Origin of the sequence: Actinomycetospora cinnamomea, from assembly GCF_003096675.1 — a bacterium.
Lineage (GTDB): Bacteria > Actinomycetota > Actinomycetes > Mycobacteriales > Pseudonocardiaceae > Actinomycetospora > Actinomycetospora cinnamomea.
In genome coordinates, this window is record NZ_QEKW01000032.1 from 16,754 (window position 1) to 38,049 (window position 21,296).

The following is a 21,296-nucleotide window of genomic DNA, read 5'->3' on the forward strand; positions in this document are numbered from 1 at the left end:
CTACGCCAGCTGGCCCAGGGCCAGGATGACGGCGACGACGGCGAGGACGACGAGGTCGCGGCGGCCGGGGCGCTGGTCCGGGCCGGCGACGGCGCCGGGCCCGCCGCGGGCGGTGATCGCCTCGCCGGTCTCGGCCGCGCGGCGGGTGGCCATGGCGCAGGCGAGCATCGCGGTGCGCACGGCCACGCGCACCTGCTCGCGGAACGGGGTGACCGCGCGCCCCACGGGCTTGCGCTGGCCCAGCAGGAGCCAGGCGGTGCGTCCCTCGGCGAGCAGCAGCGGGACCAGGCGCAGACCGAGCGCGATCGCCGTCGCCGGCGTCCCGAACGGCACACGCACCCGGCGCCCGGCGCGGACCAGGCGCTCGAGCAGCGGGGGGAAGGCGCCGAGCGGGGTCGAGGCCACCAGCAGCGCCGCGCCCAGCAGCGAGACGAGTGTCGTGGCCAGGAAGAGCACGACGCGCTCGAGGCCACCGACGCTCAGGTCGTAGCCGAACACCTCGACCAGCGGCGGGCGGGTGGACAGCGTCGAGAACACGATCGCCGGCGCCCAGAGCAGCAGCCACTTCGGCGGACGGGGCACGGCGCCGCGGGGCAGGCGCGCCGCGACGGCGCCGACCAGCAGCACCGCGACGGCGGCGGCGAGCGTCGGCCAGGCGGGGTCGATCGCGAGCGATGCGGCCGTCGCCACCAGCACCGCGATCTTCGTGCCCGCCCACACACGGTGCAGCGGTGACGACCCGGGCAGCGTCCGTACGGCCCCGACCGCGCCGCGGGGCCGCCGCTCCCGCCCGCCGGTGCTCGCCGCCGACGCGCCGACGATCTCGGGCGGCCCGTGCACGGTGCCCTCGTCGACGCGCAGGACGGCGTCGCCGAGGTCGGCCAGCGGGGCGATGTCGTGGGTGACGACGACGAGCGTGGTGCCGGCCGCCCGGGCGGCGAGCAGGGCGTCGTGGACGGCCGCGGCGGCGTCGGCGTCGAGCCCGGCGAGCGGCTCGTCGAGCACCAGCACCCGCGGCCCGGCGCCGAGCAGCCCGGCGAGCAGGACGCGGCGCTGCTCGCCCCCGCTGAGCTCGTCGACCGACCGGTCGCGGTAGACGGCGGGGTCGAGGCCCAGGGCGGCGAGGGTGGCGTCGGCGGTGCGGGGCCCGATGCCGGCGGCGTCCTCGACCTCCTCGCCCACGGTCGGGCGCAGCAGCGCCGGGCGGGCGTGCTGCACGGCCAGCAGCGCGCCGTCGCGGCCGTTGCGCAGCGGGGCGCCGTCGAGCGTGGCCGTGCCGCGGGCGGGGGCGGTGAGTCCGGCGAGCAGCCAGGCGAGGCTCGTCTTGCCGGCGCCGTTGGGGCCGGTGACCAGCACGGTCCGCCCCGCGGGGATGTCGAGGTCGACCCCGGAGAGCACGGGGCGGCGCCACGGCGTGCCGGCGTCGTGGACGACATCGACCCCGCGCAGGCGCAGCGTCCCGCCCGCGGCGGGCCGGGGCGGGCCCCAGGGTGCGCGCCGCGACCCGTGCTCGTCCGCCGGCCCCGGCAGGGCCAGCGTCGCGTCGGCCTCGCCCGGGTCGTGGTGGGTGATGTGCAGGACGGCGACGCCGTCGGTGCGCGCGAGGCTGCGCAGCAGGTCGGTGACCTCGGTGCGCCCCTCGGGGTCGAGCATGGCGGTGCTCTCGTCGCTGATCATCACCGCGGGCCGGCGCGCGAGCAGCGCCGCGAGCGCGAGGCGCTGGAGCTCGCCCCCCGACAGCGTCGCGGTGTCGCGGTCGCCCGCACCCTCGAGCCCGACGCGCGCGAGCAGCTCGTCGACCGGCACGGGGTGCCCGGGCGGCAGGCCCCAGCGCAGGTCGTCGGCGACCCGCACGCCCAGCACCTGGCTGTCGGGGCGCTGGAAGACCATGCCGGTGCCGCCCACGACACCCAGGCCCGCGTCCCCGGGCCGCTCGACGGTGCCCGCGTCCGGCGCGCGCCCGGCGACGACGCGCCCGAGCGTCGACTTCCCGGCCCCGTTCGGTCCGGTGACCACCACGAACCGGCCGGCGTCGAGGTCGAGGTCCAGCGGCGGACCCGACGGCAGCGTGACACCACGCAGGCGCAGGGGCAGCGGGGCGACGGCCCGGCCGGTGCCCCCGAGGGGCAGGCGCCCGGCGAGGTCGGTGGGCAGGAGGCGCTGCACGGCGCGCAGCGGGCGAGCCAGCACGAGCGCTGTGACGGCCACGCCGATCAGCGTGCCGACGACGGCGAGCGCGGGGATCGAGACGTACCAGTAGTCGGTGACCATCTGCACGGCACGGTCGCCGGTGGCCACGACGTGCTCCGGCGCGCCGCTGCCGCGCAGGACGCGGGCGAGACCGCCCCACGTGGTGCGCAACTGGTCGAGCACGAGCTCGCGGTAGGCGGCCAGGACGGCGAGCACCGCGGTGCCGGCGAGCGAGGTGGGCAGGGCGAGCACCACCACCCCGCTCACCGCTGTCCGCACCGTCGACCAGCTGCGTCGCCAGCCGAGGCCGACGAGCCAACCCAGCGACGCCGCCGACGCCGCCGACCCGGACGGCCCCGCGCCGCCGACGAGGAACGCCACGACGACCGCGACGAGCACCCCGACCGGTCCGGCGAGCCCGGGGCGCCGCCCGGAGAGCACGGCGAGGGGGAATGCGGCGACGACCACGCCGAGCGGGCCCACGGGAAACAGCCGCGTCAGGACGCAGACCACGGCCACCAGGTCGCCCAGGGCCGCGGCCTCCGCGAGCTCGACCGCGTCGAGGGGCCGGCGGGAGGACGACCGGCGGAAGCGCCGCACGGACCGAGTATGCCCGCCGCGAAACCCGCTCCGTCCGTTGACTCTTACGAAAGTAAGCACTAACGTTAGTAAGGTACGACACACCGAGGGGGTCACCATGGGTCAGCCCGTCGCGTTCTTCGAGATCACCAGCACCGCTCCCGAGAAGATCCGCGCTTTCTACACCGAGCTGTTCGGCTGGTCGGCCGAGGCCGACCCGTCGATGGACGGTTACGCGATGGTCGACACCGGGGCCGGACCGGAAGCCGTCGGCGGCGGCATCGGCCCGTCGCAGGCGCCCGGCGACACCGGCGTCAAGATCTACGTCCGGGTCGACGACCTGGAGGACCGGCTCTCGCGGGCCGGCGAGCTGGGCGCGGATGTGCTCGCCCCGCCGATGGACCTGCCCGAGGGCTACGGGCGCATCGCCGTCGTCTCCGACCCCGACGGCAACCCCGTCGGGCTCTGGGCGTGAGCCGCGCGGGCCCCGAGGAGGACCCGCGCGACCCGTACGACCGCGCGCTGCGGGCGCTCGCCGAGCCGCGTCGGCGGGCGATCCTGCAGCTCGTGGCCCACGACGAGCTGGCGGCCGGGGAGATCGCGGCGGCGTTCGACGTCAGCCGCACCGCCGTCAGCCAGCACCTCACCGTGCTCAAGGAGGCCGGCCTGCTCACCGAGCGGCGGGACGGCACGCGACGGTTCTACGCCGCGCGGCCGGAGGGCCTCGCCGGGGTGCGGGAGATGCTCGACGACCTGTGGTCCTCGGCGCTCGACCGCGCGCGCCGGATCGCCGAGGCCGACAGGGGCGTCGCTCCCCACCACCGAGAAGCCGGATAGCCCGTCACCCGTCCCGTCGGAGAGAGGAGCTCCCCGTGAGCCGTGTGCTGTTCCAGGTCGTCCACTTCCCCAGGCCCGAGCACCGCGACGACATGATCGAGGCGATGGGGGTCATCCGCGCGACGTCCGCGCACATCGAGGGCCTCGACGAGATCGGGGCCTTCGAGGAGGCCGACGGGTCACGCATCGTCGCCATCTCGGTGTGGGCCTCGCCCGAGGCCCTGCAGGCCGGGATGGGCGAGCTCTTCGCCTCCGTCGGCGACCTCCCGCTCGAGCAGTGGGAGACCCGCCCCTACGAGGCCGCGACGCTGAGCCAGGTCGCCTGACACGATCGGGGTCGTGAGTGACCGGCGCTGGCTGTGCCTCGGCGGACTCCAGCACGGCTGGGTCGTGACCGGGTGGGACACGGGCAACGAGTCCATGGCGGCCTACGAGCTGTTCTGCCCGACGTGCGGGCGCCTCGTCGGGCGGGAGCGGCCTGACGAGGTCTGGGAGTGGGTCCCCCTCGAGGGCGATCAGCCGTAGCGGCGCGGGGTGTACACCACGCCCGGCGTCGGCCAGCGCGACGTCGACGCGCCGACGATGAGCAGCGTGCGCATGTCGACCTCGGACGGGACGAGGTCGGCGAGGCGGACCACGCGCACCGATTCCTCGGGCCCGTCGACGTCACGCCCGACCACCACCGGCGTCGACGGGTCGCGGTACTTCAGCAGCACCTCGCGCGCGGCGTCGACCTGCCAGGTCCGCGACCGCGAGGCCGGGTTGTAGATCGCGACGGCCATGTCGGCGTCGGCCACGGCGGCCAGGCGGCGCTCGACGACGTCCCACGGCTTGAGCCGGTCGGACAGGGAGATCATCGCGTAGTCGTGGCCCAGCGGGGCACCGACACGGGCCGCCACGGCCTGGGCGGCCGACACCCCGGGGACGACGTGCACCGCCACGTCGGGGTAGTCGGCGGCGGCGACCTCGACCACGGCCGAGGCCATCGCGAACACCCCGGGGTCGCCCGAGGACACGACGGCCACCCGCCGCCCCGACCGCGCGAGGTCCAGGGCGAACGCCGCCCGCTCGGACTCCACCCTGTTGTCCGAGGCGTGCACCCGCTGGCGCGGGTTCGGGGGCACGCGGGCGGTGTAGGTGGCGTAACCGACGACGTCGTCGGCGACGGCGAGGGCCGCCGCGGCCTCGGGGGTCAGCCGGTCGCGGGCGCCGGGACCGAGGCCGACCACCGTCACGTCGCCGGTCGCCCGCCCGTCGAGTACGGCGGCGGTCTCGGCGCGGGCGGCGGGCGTGGTGTCCGCGTGGACCCGCGAGGGCACGAGGCCGACCGCGAAGTAAGGCACCGAGGCCGGCTCGACGTCGGCGAGGCGGGCGGTGCGCTGGGCGTCGGTGGAGGCGCGCTCGACGTAGTGCGCCTCGTCGAGACGCCCCGAGGTGTCGAGCGCCGCGCGAACGTTCGTGAACGTCCGGCCGAGCTTCATCACCGCCGCGGCGTCGGTCTGGGCGAGGCGGGCGGCGAGCTCGTCGGGCGGCAGCGTGCCGGGCAGGACCGTCAGCACCTCGTCGCGCTCCACCAGCGGGCGCCCCAACGCGGCGGAGGCCGCGGACACCGACGTCACGCCGGGCACGACCTCGGTGGGGTACCGGTCGGCGAGGCGCTTGTGGAGGTGCATGTAGGAGCCGTAGAAGAACGGGTCGCCCTCGGCGACCACGACGACGTCCCGCCCGGCGTCGAGGTGCGCGGCGAGGCGGGCGGCGGCGTCGGCGTAGAAGGCGTCGAGGCGGCTCTGGTAGTCGTCGGCCGAGCTCACCGCTTCCGTGGTCACCGGGTAGGTCAGCTGCTCCTCGACCTGCGTGCCGAGGTACTGCGCGACGACGGCACGGGCGTTGGAGCGGCCGTGGCGGGCGCAGTGGTAGGCGACGACGTCGGCGCCCCGCACCAGCTCGACCGCGCGCACGGTCATCAGCGACGGGTCGCCGGGGCCGACCCCGACGCCGTAGAGGGTGCCGGTCACCGGGCGGCGCCCAGCGCGAGCGCGTTCACGGCGCCGACGGCCATCGCCGACCCGCCGCGCCGGCCGTGGACGACGACGTGCTCCAGGCCGGCCGGGTGCCCCACCAGCGCCGCCTTCGACTCCATCGCCCCCACGAACCCGACCGGCAGCCCGAGCACCACCGCGGGCCGCCCGGCGCCCTCCTCGACCATCTCGAGCAGGCGGAACAGCGCGGTCGGCGCGTTGCCGATCGCGACGACGGCGCCGTCGAGGCGCTCGCGCCAGAGCTCGAGGGCGGCGGCGCTGCGGGTGGTGCCCAGCGTCGCGGCGAGGTCGGGGACGCGGGGGTCGTGCAGAGTGCAGAGCACGTCGTTGCCCGCGGGCAGGAAGCGGCGCGTGATGCCGCTGGCGACCATGGCGGCGTCGCAGAGGACGGGGGCGCCGGCGGTCAGCGCCGCGTGGGCGGCGGCGACCGCGCCGGGGGAGACCTCGGTGTCGGCGGCGAGGTCGACCATCCCGCAGGAGTGGATCATGCGGACGACGAGGTCGTGGGCGTCGTGCGGCAGGTGCCCCAGGTCGGCCTCCTCACGGATGATCGCGAAGGACCGGCGGTAGATCTCCGGCCCGTCGACGAGGTACGCGGGGACGGCGGACTGCTCCGTCGTGGGGGTCGGGCCGGCACTCACGGGCTCACCTTCCCTGCTCGGACGATCGTGCGATAGGTGCCGGACGGCGTGCCCTCCACCACGGCCACCGGTCCGGCCGGCGTGCCGCAGGCCCGCGCGCAGCCCACCCAGTGCGCGGGCAGCAGGCCCCCGGCGCGCCCGGCGGCGACGGCGCGGGTGAGGTCTCCGCGCACGTCGGTGTGCGAGCGCGCGCAGCGCGGGGCGCCGACGCAGGCCGAGAGCGTCGACCACGGGGAGGGCCCGGTCTCGACGAGGCCGTCGAGGCGCTGCATCGCGTCGTCGGGGTCGGCGAGGCCCCGCAGGACGACGGTGCGCCAGGGCGTGACGCGCAGCGCGGCGCCGGCGTCGCCGAGGTCGGCGAGGACCTGCGCCGCGTCGGTCCCGACCTCCCCGAGACGGGGGAGGACCTCTCGGGCGTCCGGCCTTGTGCGTGCTCGTCCGTGCTGGGGCACGGACGAGCACGCACGGGCGCGCAGCGCAAAGAGGACGCGCTCGGCACCCACCTCGGCCACGCGCCAGGCGCTGCCCCGGACGGCGAGGAAGGCCTCGACGGCGGCGAGGGCGAGGCCGGCGGGATCGTCGGCGGTGACGTCGGTCGGGGTGCCGGCGAGGGTGAGCGACGCGCGCTCGCCGGCGAGCGCCACGGTGACGTCCGCGCCGAGGCCGGCCACGTCGCCGGAGCCGTCGTCGAGGGCCACGAGCAGGCGTCCGGGGACGTCCGTGCGCCCGCGGAGGGCGTCGGCCAGCGCGGCGGCAGCCCCGTCGAGCCGGCTCGAGCGGGGGGAGGCGACGACGCTGCACGGCAGGTCGCGGCCCTGCGCGTCGAGCAGCGACGCCGACCCGGTGGCGAGCGTGGCCAGCTCCTCGGCGAGCGCGTCGGCGGCGTCGGCGGTCAGGCCCCGGACCTGCAGCGATCCGCGCGAGGTGAGCTCCAGCGGCGAGCCTCCCGCCGCCGCGGCCCGCGAGAGCGCGCGTAGCTCGGCGGCCGCCACCGCGCCGCCCACCGGGCGGAAGCGGGCGAGGGCCCCGTCGGTGGCGTCGTGGCGTCGCCACGCCCCCGGGCAGGCGTCCGGCACCGTGCGTGCCGGCGGGCCGGCCGTAGGCTGGCGGGCGCCGGCGGGGCGGAGGGGCTCGGACATCTTCGACACATTATCTAGTCAGATGCTCAGGTGAAGAGCGCCGCGAGGCTCGTCCCGTCACCGGCGGCCGTGTCACGATGTCTGATCAGATGATCAGGCGACTGTCGCCCCAGCCGCCGTCCGACCACCGATCCCCGGGAGCGCCGGTGCTGCTGCTGCTGTCGACGTCCGACACCGACCTCCGCTCGGCGCGCGCCAGCGCACCGGGACAGGAGGGGGCCTGGCGGTGGGCCAACCCGGCGCGGGTGGCCGTCGACGAGCTCGAGGTGCTGCTCGACGGCGTCGACCTCGTCGTCGTGCGCCTGCTCGGCGGGCGTCAGGCGTGGGAGGACGGACTCGACGCGCTGCTCGCGCCGTCCCAGCCGCGCCCCGTCGTCGTCCTCGGCGGCGAGCAGAGCCCGGATGCGCAGCTCATGGAGTCGTCGACGGTGCCGGTCGGTGTCGCGACCCAGGCGCACCTCTACCTCGCCCAGGGCGGCCCGGAGAACCTCGCGCAGCTGCACCACTTCCTCTCCGACACGGTCCTGCTCACCGGCCACGGCTTCGATCCACCGGCCGAGATGCCGAGTTGGGGACGCCTCGACGGCTGGGAGCACCCGGAGGCTGCAGCGAACGGGCTGTTCGCTGCTTCTAGCGCAACGAACAGCGCGTTCGCTGCGACCGACCACGCCCGCCCCCGCGTCGCGATCGTCTACTACCGCGCGCACCACATGGCCGGGAACACCGCGTTCGTCGACGCGCTGTGCCGCGCGGTGGTCGACGCCGGCGGGGTGCCCGAGCCCGTCTTCTGCTCCTCGCTGCGCAGCCCGGACGAGGAGCTGGTCGAGGTCCTCGCGCAGGCGGACGTGCTCGTCACCACCGTGCTGGCCGCCGGCGGCTCCAAGCCCGCGGCCGCCAGCGCCGGCGGCGACGACGAGAGCTGGGACACCGGGGCGCTCGCGGCGCTGGACGTCCCGATCCTGCAGGCGCTGTGCCTCACGCGGACCCGGGACGAGTGGCTCGACGACGACGACGGCGTGAGCCCGCTCGACGCGGCGAACCAGGTCGCCGTGCCGGAGTTCGACGGCCGGATCATCACCGTGCCGTTCAGCTTCAAGGAGACCGACGCCGACGGGCTCCCGGTCTACGTCGCCGACCCCGAACGGGCCGCGCGCGTCGCCGGGCTGGCGGTGTCGCACGCCCGCCTGCGCCACGTGCCCAACGCCGAGAAGCGGATCGCCCTGGTCCTGTCCGCGTACCCGACCAAGCACGCCCGCATCGGCAACGCGGTCGGTCTCGACACCCCGGCGTCGGTGGTCCGGCTGCTGGCGGCGATGAAGGACCAGGGCTACCGGATCGGCGACGTGCCGGGCCTCGCCGAGCAGGACGGCGACCTGCTCATCCGCGCCCTGATCGACGCCGGCGGCTACGACCAGGACTGGCTGACCGAGGAGCAGCTCGCCGCCAACCCCGCGCGCGTGCCCGTCGACGAGTACACGCGCTGGTTCGCGACCCTGCCCGAGGACTTCCGCGCGGGCGTCGAGGAGCACTGGGGCGCCGCGCCCGGCTCGATGTTCATCCATGAGGGCGCCATCACCGTCGCCGCCCTCCGGCGCGACAACGTCGTCGTGATGATGCAGCCGCCGCGCGGGTTCGGCGAGAACCCGATCGCGATCTACCACGACCCCGACCTGCCGCCGAGCCACCACTACCTCGCCGCCTACCGCTGGCTGCAGGCGACCTACGGGGCGCACGCGCTGGTGCACGTCGGCAAGCACGGCAACCTCGAGTGGCTGCCGGGCAAGACCGTCGCCAGCAGTGCCTCCTGCGCCCCCGACCCCATCCTCGGTGACCTGCCGCTGGTCTACCCGTTCCTCGTCAACGACCCGGGCGAGGGCACGCAGGCCAAGCGACGGGCGCACGCGACACTCGTCGACCACCTCGTCCCGCCGATGGCCCGCGCCGAGTCGTACGGCGACCTCGCGCGCCTGGAGCAGCTGCTCGACGAGTACGCGTCGATCCAGGCCATGGACCCCGGAAAGATCACCGCGATCCGTGGCCAGATCTGGCAGCTGATCCAGGCCGCCAAGCTCGACAGCGACCTGGGCGTCACCGACCAGCCCGACGACGAGCGCTTCGACGATTTCGTCATGCACCTCGACGGCTGGCTCTGCGAGATCAAGGACGCGCAGATCCGCGACGGCCTGCACGTGCTCGGGCAGGCGCCGACGGGGCAGGAGCGCGTCGACATGGTGCTCGCGGTGCTGCGGGCGCGGCAGCTGTGGTCGGGCACGCAGTCGCTGCCCGGCCTGCGCGAGGCGCTCGGCCTGACCGAGAACGAGGCGCCGCGCGCGGAGGTCGACCGCGTCGAGGAGCTCGCGCACTCCCTGGTGCTCGGCATGGAGAAACGGGCCTGGGCCGTCGACGACGTCGCCGACGTCACGCTCGAGGTGCTCGGCACCGAGCACGGCACCGTCACCGACATCCTGACCTTCGCCGCGACCGAGGTCGTGCCCCGGCTCGACGGCACCACCGCCGAGATCACCGGCGTCCTGCACGCCCTCGACGGCGGGCACGTGAAGGCCGGGCCCAGCGGTTCGCCGCTGCGCGGGCTGGTCAACGTCCTGCCGACCGGGCGCAACTTCTACTCGATCGACCCGCGCGCGGTGCCGTCACGGCTGGCCTGGGAGACCGGGCAGATGCTCGCCGACTCCCTGCTCGAGCGGTACCGCGCCGACCACGACGGCGAGTGGCCCACGAGCGTCGGGCTGTCGCTGTGGGGCACCGCCGCGATGCGGACGTCGGGGGACGACGTGGCCGAGGCGCTCGCGCTCATGGGTGTGCGGCCGGTGTGGGACGAGGCGTCGCGGCGGGTGACGGGGCTCGAGGTCGTGCCGACCGAGGAGCTCGGCCGCCCCCGCGTCGACGTGGTGCTGCGCATCTCCGGGTTCTTCCGTGACGCGTTCCCGCACGTCGTGGCGACGATGGACGACGCGGTACAGATGATCGCCGCGCTGGACGAGCCCGACGAGGACAACTTCGTCGCGGCGCACGCCCGGGCCGACGCGGCGTCGGGCGCGAGCTGGACCGCCGCGACGACGAGAATCTTCGGCTCGCCCCCCGGCGCGTACGGGGCGGGGCTGCTTCAGGCCATGGACTCGCGCGAGTGGCGCGGCGACGCCGACCTCGCGGAGATCTACACGACCTGGGGCGGGCACGCCTACGGGCGCGGGCGGCAGGGCGAGTCGGCGGTCGACGAGATGCGCGCGGCGTACCGGCGGATCGCGGTGGCGGCGAAGAACATCGACACCCGCGAGCACGACATCGCCGACTCCGACGACTACTACCAGTACCACGGCGGCATGATCGCGACGGTCCGCGCGCTCACCGGGGCGGCGCCGGCGGCGTACGTCGGCGACTCGACGCGTCCGGAGAACGTGCGGACGCGCTCGCTGATCGAGGAGACCGCGCGCGTCTTCCGCAGCCGCGTCGTCAACCCGCGCTGGATGGCCGCGATGCGCCGTCACGGCTACAAGGGCGCGTTCGAGATGGCGGCGACCGTCGACTACCTCTTCGGCTGGGACGCGACCGCGGGCACGGTCAGCGACTGGATGTACGGCTCGCTGACCGAGAACTACGTCCTCGACCCGGAGAACCGCGCGTTCCTGCGCGAGGCCAACCCGTGGGCGCTGCACGGGATGGCCGAGCGCCTGCTCGAGGCCGTCGACCGCGGGCTGTGGGAGTCCCCGGACCCGGCGATGGTCGACCAGCTCCGCGACGCCTTCCTCGAGGCCGAGGGCGATGCCGAGGGTGCCTGACGGCACGTGAGCGCACATCGTCGGACAACCGCAAGGTTGGTCACACGGAGGTGTGACACCGCGGCCCTACGGTGACGGTCCACACAGGACGCATCACGGGGGGTGCCGATGAGCGACCGGACCGCGCGCCACGACACCGGGCAGGAGACGACCGGGGCGGGCGGCGAGGAGGTCGACGAGCGCTACCGCTCCCCGGGTCTGCAGACCGACCCGGAGCCGCCGGGCACCGTCCGCCGGCACCGGATCGGGCTGGTCGTGGGCCTGGCCGCGGCCGTGCTGGTGTACCTCCTGCTGCCGGGCAGCCTGGCGTCCGAGGCCCGGCTCACCGCCGCGGTCGCGGTGCTCATGGGCATCTGGTGGATGACCGAGGCCATCCCGATCCCGGCCACCGCCCTGCTGCCGCTCGTGCTCTTCCCGGTGCTCGCCGAGCCCAGCGTCAGCGACGTCGGGGCGTCCTACGGCGACGACATCATCTTCCTGTTCATGGGCGGCTTCCTGCTGGCCCTGGCCATGCAGCGCTGGAATCTGCACCGGCGCATCGCCCTGGTGACGATCCGGGCGATGGGGACCAACCCCACGATGCTCATCGCCGGGTTCATGGTGGCGACCGGCTTCCTGAGCATGTGGGTCTCCAACACCGCGACCTCGGTGATGATGCTGCCGATCGGGGTCTCGGTGCTGCTGCTCGTGCTCGACCCGGCCACCACCGCCGCCGCGGGCGGGGACGACACGGTGTCCGACGACGAGGACGCGCGCCGCACCGTCGTGCGTTCGACGTTCGGCACCGCGCTGATGCTCGGCATCGCCTACGCCGCCTCCATCGGCTCGTTGGCGACGATCATCGGCACCCCGCCCAACACGCTGCTGGTCGGCTACCTGGAGACCCAGGGCATCCAGATCGGGTTCGGGCAGTGGATGCTCGTGGGCCTGCCGCTGGCCGTGGTGTTCCTGGTCATCGCCTGGTTCGTGCTCACGCGCGTGCTGTTCAAGCCCGAGATCGACCGCATCCCCGGCGGGCGGGAGTTGATCGACGGCGAGCTCCGGAAGCTGGGCCCGCCCTCGAGCGGGGAGAAGCGGGTCCTCGCCGCGTTCGTGCTGGCCGCGCTGAGCTGGGTGACGATCCCGTTGATCTGGGAGGACCCGGCGATCAGCGACGCGGGCATCGCGATGACCGTCGGCGTGCTGCTGTTCCTCGCCCCGGCCGGCGCCGCCCGCGGGGTGCGGCTGCTCGACTGGGACAGCGCGCTGAAGCTGCCCTGGGGCGTGCTCCTGCTGTTCGGCGGCGGGCTCGCGCTCTCCGAGCAGTTCGACTCCAGCGGGCTCTCGCAGTGGATCGGCGAGCAGGCCGCGGCGCTCGGCTTCGTCCCGACGGTGCTGTTCGTGCTCCTGCTCGTGGCCGGGGTGCTGCTGCTGACCGAGCTGACCAGCAACACGGCGACGGCGGCGACATTCCTGCCGCTCGTCGGCGGCGTCGCGATGGGCGTCGGCACGCCCGTGCTGCTGCTGACGGCTCCCGTGGCGCTGGCGGCCACCTGCGCGTTCATGCTGCCGGTCGCCACGCCGCCCAACGCGATCGCCTACGGCTCCGGCTACGTGACGATCGGCCAGATGATCCGCGGCGGCATCTGGCTCAACCTCGTCGCGATCGTGCTCATCACCCTCACCGCGATGACCCTGCTCGTCTGGGTCTTCGGCATCACCTACTGACGGGGGTGCGCTGCGCGCTGGGTCACGTGCCGCAGGCACCGCCGTACGTGGTGATCTTGTAGTCGACGACCGCGAGCGCGGCCTGCAGGTCGGCCAGGCGGTGCAGGATGTCCGCGCGGTGCGCCTCGAGCAGGGCGAGGCGCTCCGGCTCGGTGCCCGGCCCCTGCTTCACCAGCTCCACGTAGCGGGCGATGGCCGCGATCGGCATGTCGGAGTCGCGGAGCCGGGTGATGAACACGACGCGCCCGAGCGCCTCGCGGTCGTAGACCCGGCGCCCCGCGGCGTCCCGCGGCACCTCGACCAGCCCGATCCGCTCGTAGTACCGCAACGTGTGGGCGGTGACGCCGGTGAGCGCGGCGACGTCGGCGATGGCGAGGTGCTCGGGCAGGTCGAGGTCCTGCACGAGGGCCACGGTGAGCGGGGGCAGCTCACCCTGCGTCGTCTCGATGAGGTCCCGCAGCCGCTCGGTCGTCACGCTCACACCTCGACCGTAGGACTTCGAGCGCACTCGAACACAAGGGCAGGATGCGACCGTGACGAGCGCCGCCACCGAGACGTTCACCGCCGAGCGTCCCCGCCTGTTCGGCCTGGCCTACCGGATGCTGGGGTCCGCGCACGACGCCGAGGACGTGGTGCAGGACGCGTGGCTGCGCTGGTCGGGCCACGAGCAGGGCGTCGACAACCCCGCGGCCTGGCTGACCACCGTCGTCACGCGGCTCTGCCTCAACCGCCTCGACTCCGCCCGCGCGCGCCGCGAGACCTACGTCGGGCCCTGGCTGCCCGAACCGATCCTCACCACCGACCCGGCCACGGGCCCGGCCGCCACCGTCGAGGAACGGGAGTCGGTCTCGCTCGCCCTGCTGACCACGCTCGAGCGACTGACGCCCCCCGAGCGCGCGGTCTACGTGCTGCGCGAGGCCTTCGGGCACAGCCACGCCGAGGTCGCCGCCGTCCTCGACGTCACCGAGGCGGGCTCGCGCCAGCTGCACACCCGGGCCCGGCGCCACCTCGCAGCGGTACCGAACGGGGTCCCGACGACCCCGCCCACCGACCCCGCCGACGTCGGCCCGCTGCTCGCCCGGTTCGTCGCCGCGGCCCGCGACGGCGACGTCGCCGGCCTCGAGGCTCTCCTGGCCGCCGACGTCACCGTGTGGTCCGACGGCGGCGGCAAGGTCAGCGCGGCGCGGCGCCCCGTGCGCGGCCGTGACGCCGTCGCCCGCTTCCTCGTCGGTGTCCTCGGGCCGCGACGCCCGCGGCGGACAGGCGCGCGAGCGGAGATCAATGGCGCGCCGGCGGTGCTCGCGTTCGTCGACGGCGTGCTGGACGGGGTCATGACGATCGAGCCCGCCGGCGGGCAGGTCGGGACGGTGCGGATCCTCCGCAACCCCGAGAAGCTCGCGTTCCTCGCCGCGCAGCTGTCACGTTCGGCGGGGCTGCCCGGTCGACCTTCCTGAGCGGGCGCCGGCCGGGCGCCCGGAGACCGGGAGGACGTCATGACCGTGCTGGTGACCGGGGGGACGGGGACGCTGGGGCGCGCGCTCGTCCCGCTGCTCGACGAGCCGCGGGTGCTGAGCCGCCGGGAGGGACCGGGGCGGGTGGTCGGCGACCTCGAGACCGGCGAGGGCCTCGACGCCGCCCTGGCAGGGATCGACACCGTCGTGCACCTGGCCAGCCGCCCGAAGGGTGACGCCTCGGGCACCGCGCGGCTCGTCGACGCCGCGCGGCGGACCGGCGTGGGGCAGCTCGTGCACATCTCGATCGTCGGCGCCGACCGCATCCCGCTGCCCTACTACCGCGAGAAGGTGTGCAGCGAGCAGCTCGTCGAGGGCTCGGGGCTGCCGTGGACGATCCTGCGCGCGACGCAGTTCCACGACCTGCTCGCGATGCTCTTCGCCGCCACCGCCCGCGTCGGCGTCCTGCCCGTGCTGGCCGGCGCGTCGTTCCAGCCGATCGCCGTGAGCGACGTCGCCGCGCGCCTCGCCGCGCTGGTCGGCGCCCCGCCGGCGGGGCGGGCACCGGACATCGGCGGGCCCGAGGTGCGCGCGATGGACGACCTCGCGCGGACCTGGGCGCGCGCGACGGGCCGTCGGCGTCCGGTGCTGCCCCTGCGCGTGCCCGGCGCGATCGCCCGCGGCTTCCGCGACGGCGCGCACCTCACGCCCGAGCACGCCGAGGGCGTCGTCACCTTCGAGCAGTACCTCGCGGCGCAGGCGGGGGCGCGGACGTGAGGGTGCTGCTCGGCGTCCTCGCCGCGTTCCAGTTCGTGGTCGGGTTCTGGGCGCTGCTGTGGCCGCAGGGCTTCTACGACGCCTTCCCGTACGGCGGCACGCCCTGGGTCGCGCTGCTCCCGCCGTACAACGAGCACCTCGTCCGCGACCACGGCGCCGGCACGCTCGCGCTCGGCGTCGTCCTGGCGTTCGCGGCATGGTGGCCCGAGCGGCGCCTCGTGATCGCGGCGGTCGTGGCGTTCCTCGTGTTCGCCGTGCCCCACACGGTGTTCCACACCTTCCACCTCGCGCACTTCCCGCTGGTCGACGCGGTGCTGCAGCAGGCGGCGTTCGCGCTCGAGATCGTGCTGGCGGTGGCGGTGCTGGCGCTCCTCCCGCGGCAGCGGGTCAGGCCCGCGGAGCGGTGAAGCCGTGCACGACGTCGGTGATCGACGCGCGCAGGCCCGCGGCGTCACGCGGTGGGCGGCCGGCCCCCGCGAGCTGGTCGAAGGCGAGGCCGTCGAGGCACGCGACGAGGTCGTCGGCGCGGCGGGCCGGGTCGGCGATCCCGAGACCGTCCAGCGTGGCGGCGACCCGCTCGCGGACCCGGGCCCCGGCCGCGCGCAGGGCGGTCTCGAGCTCCGGGCGGCGGGTCGACTCGAGCGCGAGCTCCCAGCGGGCGAGCAGACGCTCGTGGTCGTGGGCGAGCCAGCGCCCGACGGTCGCGACGCACGCACCCACGAGGTCGTCCACGGTGGCGGGTGCCCCGGTGCCGGTCGGCATCTCCGCGAGCGTCCGGGCCGCCATCCGCTCCACGCAGGCCTGCAGCAGGGCGGACCGGGTGCGGAAGTAGTACGAGCTCGTGCCCTCGGGCAGACCGGCGGCCGCGTCGACGGCCCGGTGGGTCAGGCCTCGGCTGCCCGCCCGGGCGAGCACCGCGATCGCCGCGTCGGCGAGCACGTCGCGACGTTCCACGGATGGCCCCTTCCCGCCCGATCCTCTACAACCGTAGAGTATCTGTTGCTACAGACGTAGAGGGGCGGGTCATGGGACGGGCGGTCGTGGTCGGGGCGGGTCTCGGTGGGCTGGCGAGCGCGATCGCGCTGCGGCGGGCGGGCTGGGAGGTCACGGTGCTCGAGCGCCGGGACCCGCCGGCGGCGGCCGGGGCGGGCATGGCCCTGTGGCCCAACGCCCTGCGCGCGCTCGACGCCCTCGGGGTCGGCGCGGCCGCTCGGGACGCCGGGACGGTCGAGATCGGCGGCGGCATCCGCACCGCGTCCGGCCGGTGGCTCGCCCACGTCGACGCGGCGGACCTGCGCCGCCGGCAGGGCGACGCCGTGGTCGTGCTCCCGCGGCCCGACCTGTACGCCCTGCTGCTCGCCGCCGGCCCGCCGGTGCGCGCGGGTGCCGGCGTCACCCGCGTCGAGCCCGGCGACGCGGCGACCACGGCCGTCGTGCACGACGACGCGGGCGGCCGCCACCCGGCCGAGCTCGTCGTCGCGGCCGACGGGCTGCGCAGCGCCGTGCGCGAGGCGCTCCGGCCCGAGTCCACCGTCCGCGACACCGGGCAGACCGCGTTCCGCCTGGTCGCCGACCACGCCCTCGACGCCGGCGGCGAGAGCTGGGGCCGCGGGGAGTACGTCGGCCTCGGCCCGCTGCCGGGCGGGCGCACCTACGCCTACGCCGTGGCGCCGAGCGCCGAGGTGCCCGCGGGCGACCCCCTGCCCTGGCTGCGCGCCCGCTTCGCCGGCTGGCACGACCCGATCCCGGCGGTGCTCGACGCCGTCGTGGGCCCGGTGCTCGTGCACCCGCTCGCGGACCTCACCCCGCCGCGCTCCTGGCACCACGGCCGGGTCGCGCTGCTCGGCGACGCCGCGCACGCCATGACGCCGAACCTCGGGCAGGGCGCCGCGCAGGCGTTCCTCGACGCGGTCGCGCTCGCGGCGGAGGCCACCACCGACCCCGCCTCGCTCGCCGCCTACGAGGCCCGCCGCCGACCCGCCGCCGAGGCCGTCGCGCGCCGCTCGCGCACCGCCGGCGCCGTCGCCGCCTGGCGCTCGCCGCTCGCCGTGGCCGTCCGCAACGGCCTCACCGCCGCCCTGCCCGCCGGCGCAGCGAGCGCCGCCCTCGACCACCTGCTCGGCACCCCGCTCACGGAGGAGACGGCCGCGTGAACACCACCCACGTCGTCGTCGGCGCCTCGGGCGGCATCGGCCGTGCCGTGTGCGCCGAGCTCGCCCGCCGCGGACTCCCGATCCGCGCCGTGAGCCGGTCGGGGACACCGATCGAGGGCGTCGAGGCCGCCGAGGCCGTCGAAGTCGTCGCCGCCGACGCGACCGACGCCGCCGCGATGCGCGCCGCATGCCGCGACGCCGCCGCCGTCTACCACTGCGTGAACCCGCCCTTCGCCTCCTGGCGCGCCGCGTTCCCGGCCGCGACCCGGGCGCTGCTGGCCGCCGCCGGCGCGGCCGGCGCCCGCCTCGTCTTCGCCGACGACACGTGGATGTACGGGCGGGTCGACGGCCCGATGCACGAGGACACGACGGTCGCGCCGGTCTCGGGGAAGGGCGTGCTGCGGGCGTGGCTCGCCGAGATGGTGCTCGCCGCCCACGCGCGCGGGGAGGTCGAGACGGTCATCGGCCGTGCGCCGGAGCTGTGGGGCCCGGGCGTGGAGTCGCTGCTCGCCGGCGGGATCTTCGCCGCCGCCGCGCGCGGGCGCACCGCCCGCTGGCCCGGCGACCCCGACCTGCCGGTCACCGCGGGCTACGCCCCCGACGTCGGTGCGGCGCTCGTCGAGCTCGCGCTGGCCCCGGCAAGCGCAACCGGCCGCGTGTGGCACACGCCGGTGCCTCCGCCGATCACCGGGCGCCTGTTCGTGGAGAAGGTCTTCGCCGCCGCCGGCCACCCGCCGCGCGTCGGGCGCATCACCCCGGCGATGGTCGCAGGCCTGCGGCTCGTGTCGCCGGTGGTCCGGGAGGGCGCGGAGCTGCTCTACCAGTTCGAGCAGCCGTTCCTCGTCGACGACTCCGCGTACCGCGCGGCCTTCACCACCCGCGCCACCGACTGGGACTCCGGCGTCGCCGCGACCCTGGCCTGGTACCGCGCCGACCTCGAGCGCACCCGCCGCCGCTTGGTGCCGGCGTAGGCGCGCGGCCCCCGCGGGCAGAATGGCGGGGTGAGCACACCCCTGGTCCTCGGCATCGAGACGTCGTGCGACGAGACGGGCGTGGGCCTGGTCTCCGGTGGGGTGCTGCTGGGCGACGCGCTGGCCTCGAGCATGGACGAGCACGCACGCTTCGGCGGCGTGGTGCCCGAGGTCGCGGCACGCGCCCACCTCGAGGCGATGGCGCCCATGGTGCGCACGGCGCTGCAGCGGGCCGAGGTCGACCTCGCCGACGTCACCGCCGTGGCCGTCACCGCGGGGCCGGGGCTCTCGCCGGCGCTGCAGGTCGGGCTGGCCGCCGGCAAGGCGTACGCGCTGGCCGCGGGCGTCCCGCTCTACGCCGTGCACCACCTCGCCGGGCATGCGGCGGTCGACGTCCTCGACCACGGCCCGCTGCCCGAGCGGTGCGTCGCGCTGATCGTCTCCGGCGGCCACACCTCCCTGCTCGGCGTCGGTGACCTCGCCCGCGACGAGGTCGTGCACCTCGGCGACACCGTCGACGACGCGGCGGGGGAGGCGTTCGACAAGGTCGCGCGGCTGATCGGCCTGCCCTACCCGGGCGGCCCGGCCATCGACCGCGCGGCCCGCGAGGGCGACCCGCACGCGATCGCCTTCCCACGCCCGCTCACCGGTCCGTCCGACCCGCCCTGGACCTTCTCGTTCTCGGGGCTCAAGACGGCGGTGGCGCGCTGGGTCGAGGCCCACGACGGGCCGATCCCGATCCCCGACGTCGCCGCCTCGTTCCAGGAGGCCGTCGCCGACACGCTGGCGCGCAAGGCCGTCGCCGCGTGCCTCGACCAGGGCGCGGACACGCTGCTGATGGTCGGCGGGGTCGCGGCCAACTCCCGGGTGCGCGGGCTCGTCGAGGAGCGCTGCGCCGCGGCCGGTCTCACGCTGCGCGTGCCGCCGATCCGGCTGTGCACCGACAACGGCGCGATGATCGCGGCGCTCGGCGACCTCCTCGTGCGCGCGGACGTCGAGCCCGACCCGCTCGACGTGGCCGCCGACCCGCGGGCGCGGCTGACCGGGGCGCTGCTGCACGGGGCAGGGCACGGGGCGCTGCGGAGCCGGACACCTCTGTAGGCCCCATGTGCGTGGTGTTCACGGTCACACCCGTGAACTCCGCTCACATGCAGACGGCGAGCAGGACCGCGGTGGCGTTGTCGTGGCCGCCCTCGGCGAGCGCGGCGTCGACCAGCGCCTTCGCCCCGGCGTGCACGGCGTCCCCGTCGGCGGGGGTCACCTCGCTGCCCAGCGCGGCGGCGAGCACGGCGGGCTCGGGCAGGTGGTTCCAGACGCCGTCGCTGCAGAGCAGCAGCACCCCCGAGTCGTCGAGCGCCCAACTGCCGTGACGCGGGAGGACGTCGGGCGCGTCGGCCGCGAGCCAGCGCGTGATGACGTGGGCGCGGGGATCGGAGAGCGCGTCCTCCTCGCCGACCACGCCCGCGGCGACCATCTCGGCGGCCCACGAGTCGTCCTCGGTGAGCACCGCGGAGTCCTCGGGACTCGCCGGGCAGAGCCAGTAGGCCCGGCTGTCGCCCACCCACGTGACGACGGCGCGCCCCGTGTCGAGCACCGCGGCGACATAGGTGCAGGCGGGCGCCGCACCCACGCCCGGCGCGAGGGCGGCGACGGCCCGGCGCGCGGCGTCGGCCGCGGCGGCCGCGGCCCGGTCGAGGTCCTGGCCCGCCGCGAGGGCGTCCCGTCCGGCGGCGACGGCGACGTCGCAGGCGGTGCGGGACGCGGTCGCCCCGCCCGGGACCGACGCGACCCCGTCGCAGACGACCGCGACGACGGCGGCGCCCCCCTCCGTCTCGACACGCTCGAGGGCGAAGGCGTCCTCGTTGCGCCGGCGGCGGTGGCCGCGGTCGGTGACGCCGGCGCCGAGCACGGTGGCGCCTGTGCCGCCGGGGTCGGCGAGCACCTCCTCGGCGTGCTCCACCCCGGCGGGCCGGTGCCCGCAGGCCGCGCACCGGGCGTCGTCGGCGGCGACGGGCTCCCCGCAGGCCCCGCAGGCCCCCTCGGACACGGGTGGGGACGGCGAGGCGGACGCGGGCTCGATCGGCACGGGGCACTCCCTACACCCTCGGCCCTCCGGCGGCACCCGCGACGCGGTGGCGCCGCGCGTCCGGTTCGCCCGACGGGGGACCGGCGGCGATCTCCAGCGTGTCCTTCAGCGCCAGCCGTAGCCGCGGCGCAGCGCGTCCGCGACCCGGTCGAACCGGTCCGCGGGCATCACCGCGCCCTCGCGGCGGATGCCGTGCTCGGGGACCTCCAGCACGCGGTCGAGGCGCACGTACGACTCGCGGCCCTCCCGGTCCCAGGCGCCCGACCCGACGCCCTGCCAGTCCGCGTCGTCGCGCCGGTGGCCCTGGCTGGAGAGCATCAGCCCGAGCAGGTCGCCGTCCCCGTCGCGGGCGACGACGAGCACCGGGCGGTCCTTGCCCTGCGAGGCGTCCTCCTCGTACGGCACCCAGGTCCACACGACCTCGCCGGGGTCGGCGGCGCCGTCGAGGTCGGGCGCGTAGGCGATCGTGCGGGCCCGGTCGCCGGCCGGGATCGTGCGCACCCCGCGATCGGCTCCGGGACCGGGAGGCGCCGCTGCCTGGCCCTCGGCCTGCTTGTTCAGCAGGTCCAGCCCGGCCTGCAATGCCCGTCCCACGAGGTCCCGGAAGCCCGCCACGCCGACCAGCATGCCCGGCACCGGCGCGCGGCCGTCGGGCAGGGGAGCGTCAGCTCCGCCCGCCGAGCACCTGGATCAGCGGGGTGGCGCCGGACGGCGAGGTGGTCTCCCCGGCCGGCGCGGACGTCGTCGTGCTCGTGCTCGACCCCGTGGTCGGCTCCGAGGACGCGCTCGTCTCGGTGGGCTCGGTCGTCCCGCTCGGCGTGGTCGCGGAGGTCGGCGTGGTCGCGGAGGTCGGCGTGGTCGCGGAGGTCGGCGTGGTCGCGGAGGTCGGCGTGGTCGCGGAGGTCGGCGTGGTCTCCGAGGTGTCCGGG

General features: G+C 76.1%; 21 protein-coding genes. 13 read left to right on the forward strand and 8 right to left on the reverse strand.

All coding sequences use genetic code 11. From position 1 onward, the window contains the following. Positions 1-2,790, reverse strand: a complete 2,790-nt coding sequence (locus tag C8D89_RS27990; protein WP_165825987.1) for a DUF2232 domain-containing protein — start codon at positions 2,788-2,790, stop codon at positions 1-3. Between the two features lie 97 nt (positions 2,791-2,887). On the opposite strand from C8D89_RS27990, the gene C8D89_RS27995 reads away from it, so the two are divergent. From C8D89_RS27995 to C8D89_RS28010, 4 genes are read left to right on the forward strand one after another with little or no spacing between them, the layout of a single operon-like run. After that, positions 2,888-3,244 carry a VOC family protein gene (locus tag C8D89_RS27995; RefSeq protein ID WP_116711428.1) on the forward strand — a complete coding sequence of 119 codons (357 nt, stop codon included), beginning with the start codon at positions 2,888-2,890 and terminating at the stop codon, positions 3,242-3,244. After that, a complete protein-coding gene (locus C8D89_RS28000; RefSeq protein WP_116711429.1) occupies positions 3,241-3,606 on the forward strand; it encodes an ArsR/SmtB family transcription factor in 366 nt (121 codons plus the stop codon). Before C8D89_RS27995 ends, C8D89_RS28000 begins: the two co-directional genes overlap by 4 nt. 35 nt (positions 3,607-3,641) lie before the next feature. Further along, a complete protein-coding gene (locus C8D89_RS28005; protein WP_116711430.1) occupies positions 3,642-3,932 on the forward strand; it encodes a hypothetical protein in 291 nt (96 codons plus the stop codon). A 13-nt stretch (positions 3,933-3,945) separates the two neighbouring features. Further along, entirely contained in the window at positions 3,946-4,131 is a 186-nt protein-coding gene (locus tag C8D89_RS28010; protein WP_116711431.1) for a hypothetical protein, read from the forward strand. Here the strand turns inward: C8D89_RS28010 and C8D89_RS28015 are convergent. The 3 genes from C8D89_RS28015 to C8D89_RS28025 are packed head-to-tail and all read right to left on the reverse strand — an operon-like array spanning position 4,122 to position 7,425. Further along, positions 4,122-5,621, reverse strand: coding sequence for a precorrin-2 C(20)-methyltransferase (locus tag C8D89_RS28015; protein WP_116711432.1), 1,500 nt, complete (start codon positions 5,619-5,621; stop codon positions 4,122-4,124). The genes C8D89_RS28010 and C8D89_RS28015 overlap by 10 nt on opposite strands. Next, positions 5,618-6,286 carry a precorrin-8X methylmutase gene (locus tag C8D89_RS28020; protein ID WP_116711433.1) on the reverse strand — a complete coding sequence of 223 codons (669 nt, stop codon included), beginning with the start codon at positions 6,284-6,286 and terminating at the stop codon, positions 5,618-5,620. The genes C8D89_RS28015 and C8D89_RS28020 overlap by 4 nt, the downstream gene beginning before the upstream one ends. Continuing rightward, positions 6,283-7,425 (reverse strand): precorrin-3B synthase, encoded by a 1,143-nt coding sequence (locus tag C8D89_RS28025; RefSeq protein ID WP_116711434.1) that lies wholly within the window; start codon positions 7,423-7,425, stop codon positions 6,283-6,285. Before C8D89_RS28025 ends, C8D89_RS28020 begins: the two co-directional genes overlap by 4 nt. 146 nt (positions 7,426-7,571) lie before the next feature. Here C8D89_RS28025 and cobN point away from each other — a divergent pair, with 146 nt between their 5' ends. Together cobN and C8D89_RS28035 are read left to right on the forward strand one after the other, a co-directional pair. Further along, positions 7,572-11,222: a cobaltochelatase subunit CobN gene (gene cobN / locus C8D89_RS28030; protein WP_207787471.1), complete on the forward strand. Its 3,651-nt coding sequence runs from the start codon at positions 7,572-7,574 to the stop codon at positions 11,220-11,222. A gap of 108 nt (positions 11,223-11,330) precedes the next feature. Beyond that, a complete protein-coding gene (locus C8D89_RS28035) occupies positions 11,331-12,929 on the forward strand; it encodes an SLC13 family permease (RefSeq protein ID WP_116711447.1) in 1,599 nt (532 codons plus the stop codon). Between the two features lie 22 nt (positions 12,930-12,951). Here C8D89_RS28035 and C8D89_RS28040 read toward each other — a convergent pair whose 3' ends face one another. Beyond that, a complete protein-coding gene (locus C8D89_RS28040) occupies positions 12,952-13,410 on the reverse strand; it encodes a MerR family transcriptional regulator (protein WP_116711436.1) in 459 nt (152 codons plus the stop codon). Positions 13,411-13,462: 52 nt separating this feature from the next. Here C8D89_RS28040 and sigJ point away from each other — a divergent pair, with 52 nt between their 5' ends. From sigJ to C8D89_RS28055, 3 genes are read left to right on the forward strand one after another with little or no spacing between them, the layout of a single operon-like run. Continuing rightward, positions 13,463-14,383: an RNA polymerase sigma factor SigJ gene (gene sigJ / locus C8D89_RS28045; protein WP_116711437.1), complete on the forward strand. Its 921-nt coding sequence runs from the start codon at positions 13,463-13,465 to the stop codon at positions 14,381-14,383. A gap of 39 nt (positions 14,384-14,422) precedes the next feature. Continuing rightward, the gene (locus tag C8D89_RS28050) at positions 14,423-15,157 is read left to right on the forward strand and encodes an SDR family oxidoreductase (protein WP_116711438.1); all 735 of its coding nucleotides are present in this window, start codon (positions 14,423-14,425) and stop codon (positions 15,155-15,157) included. Further along, a complete protein-coding gene (locus tag C8D89_RS28055) occupies positions 15,154-15,564 on the forward strand; it encodes a hypothetical protein (protein WP_207787472.1) in 411 nt (136 codons plus the stop codon). The genes C8D89_RS28050 and C8D89_RS28055 overlap by 4 nt, the downstream gene beginning before the upstream one ends. Here C8D89_RS28055 and C8D89_RS28060 read toward each other — a convergent pair. Then, positions 15,545-16,111, reverse strand: a complete 567-nt coding sequence (locus C8D89_RS28060; RefSeq protein WP_116711439.1) for a TetR/AcrR family transcriptional regulator — start codon at positions 16,109-16,111, stop codon at positions 15,545-15,547. The genes C8D89_RS28055 and C8D89_RS28060 overlap by 20 nt on opposite strands. A gap of 71 nt (positions 16,112-16,182) precedes the next feature. On the opposite strand from C8D89_RS28060, the gene C8D89_RS28065 reads away from it, so the two are divergent. Genes C8D89_RS28065 through tsaD form a run of 3 tightly spaced genes read left to right on the forward strand, consistent with a single transcriptional unit; the run spans position 16,183 to position 19,382 of the window. Further along, a complete protein-coding gene (locus tag C8D89_RS28065) occupies positions 16,183-17,310 on the forward strand; it encodes an FAD-dependent monooxygenase (protein ID WP_165825988.1) in 1,128 nt (375 codons plus the stop codon). Next, positions 17,307-18,281 carry an SDR family NAD(P)-dependent oxidoreductase gene (locus tag C8D89_RS28070; RefSeq protein ID WP_116711441.1) on the forward strand — a complete coding sequence of 325 codons (975 nt, stop codon included), beginning with the start codon at positions 17,307-17,309 and terminating at the stop codon, positions 18,279-18,281. Before C8D89_RS28065 ends, C8D89_RS28070 begins: the two co-directional genes overlap by 4 nt. A 30-nt stretch (positions 18,282-18,311) precedes the next feature. Next, positions 18,312-19,382 (forward strand): tRNA (adenosine(37)-N6)-threonylcarbamoyltransferase complex transferase subunit TsaD, encoded by a 1,071-nt coding sequence (gene tsaD / locus C8D89_RS28075; RefSeq protein WP_116711442.1) that lies wholly within the window; start codon positions 18,312-18,314, stop codon positions 19,380-19,382. A gap of 43 nt (positions 19,383-19,425) precedes the next feature. Here the strand turns inward: tsaD and C8D89_RS28080 are convergent, their stop codons facing one another. Beyond that, a complete protein-coding gene (locus C8D89_RS28080; RefSeq protein ID WP_165825989.1) occupies positions 19,426-20,367 on the reverse strand; it encodes a PP2C family protein-serine/threonine phosphatase in 942 nt (313 codons plus the stop codon). A gap of 105 nt (positions 20,368-20,472) precedes the next feature. Next, entirely contained in the window at positions 20,473-20,994 is a 522-nt protein-coding gene (locus tag C8D89_RS28085; RefSeq protein WP_116711449.1) for a type II toxin-antitoxin system PemK/MazF family toxin, read from the reverse strand. Positions 20,995-21,065: 71 nt separating this feature from the next. Between C8D89_RS28085 and C8D89_RS29615 the strand changes: the two genes are divergently transcribed. Beyond that, positions 21,066-21,296: hypothetical protein (locus tag C8D89_RS29615; RefSeq protein WP_165825990.1), on the forward strand; the 231-nt coding region annotated here is incomplete at its 3' end.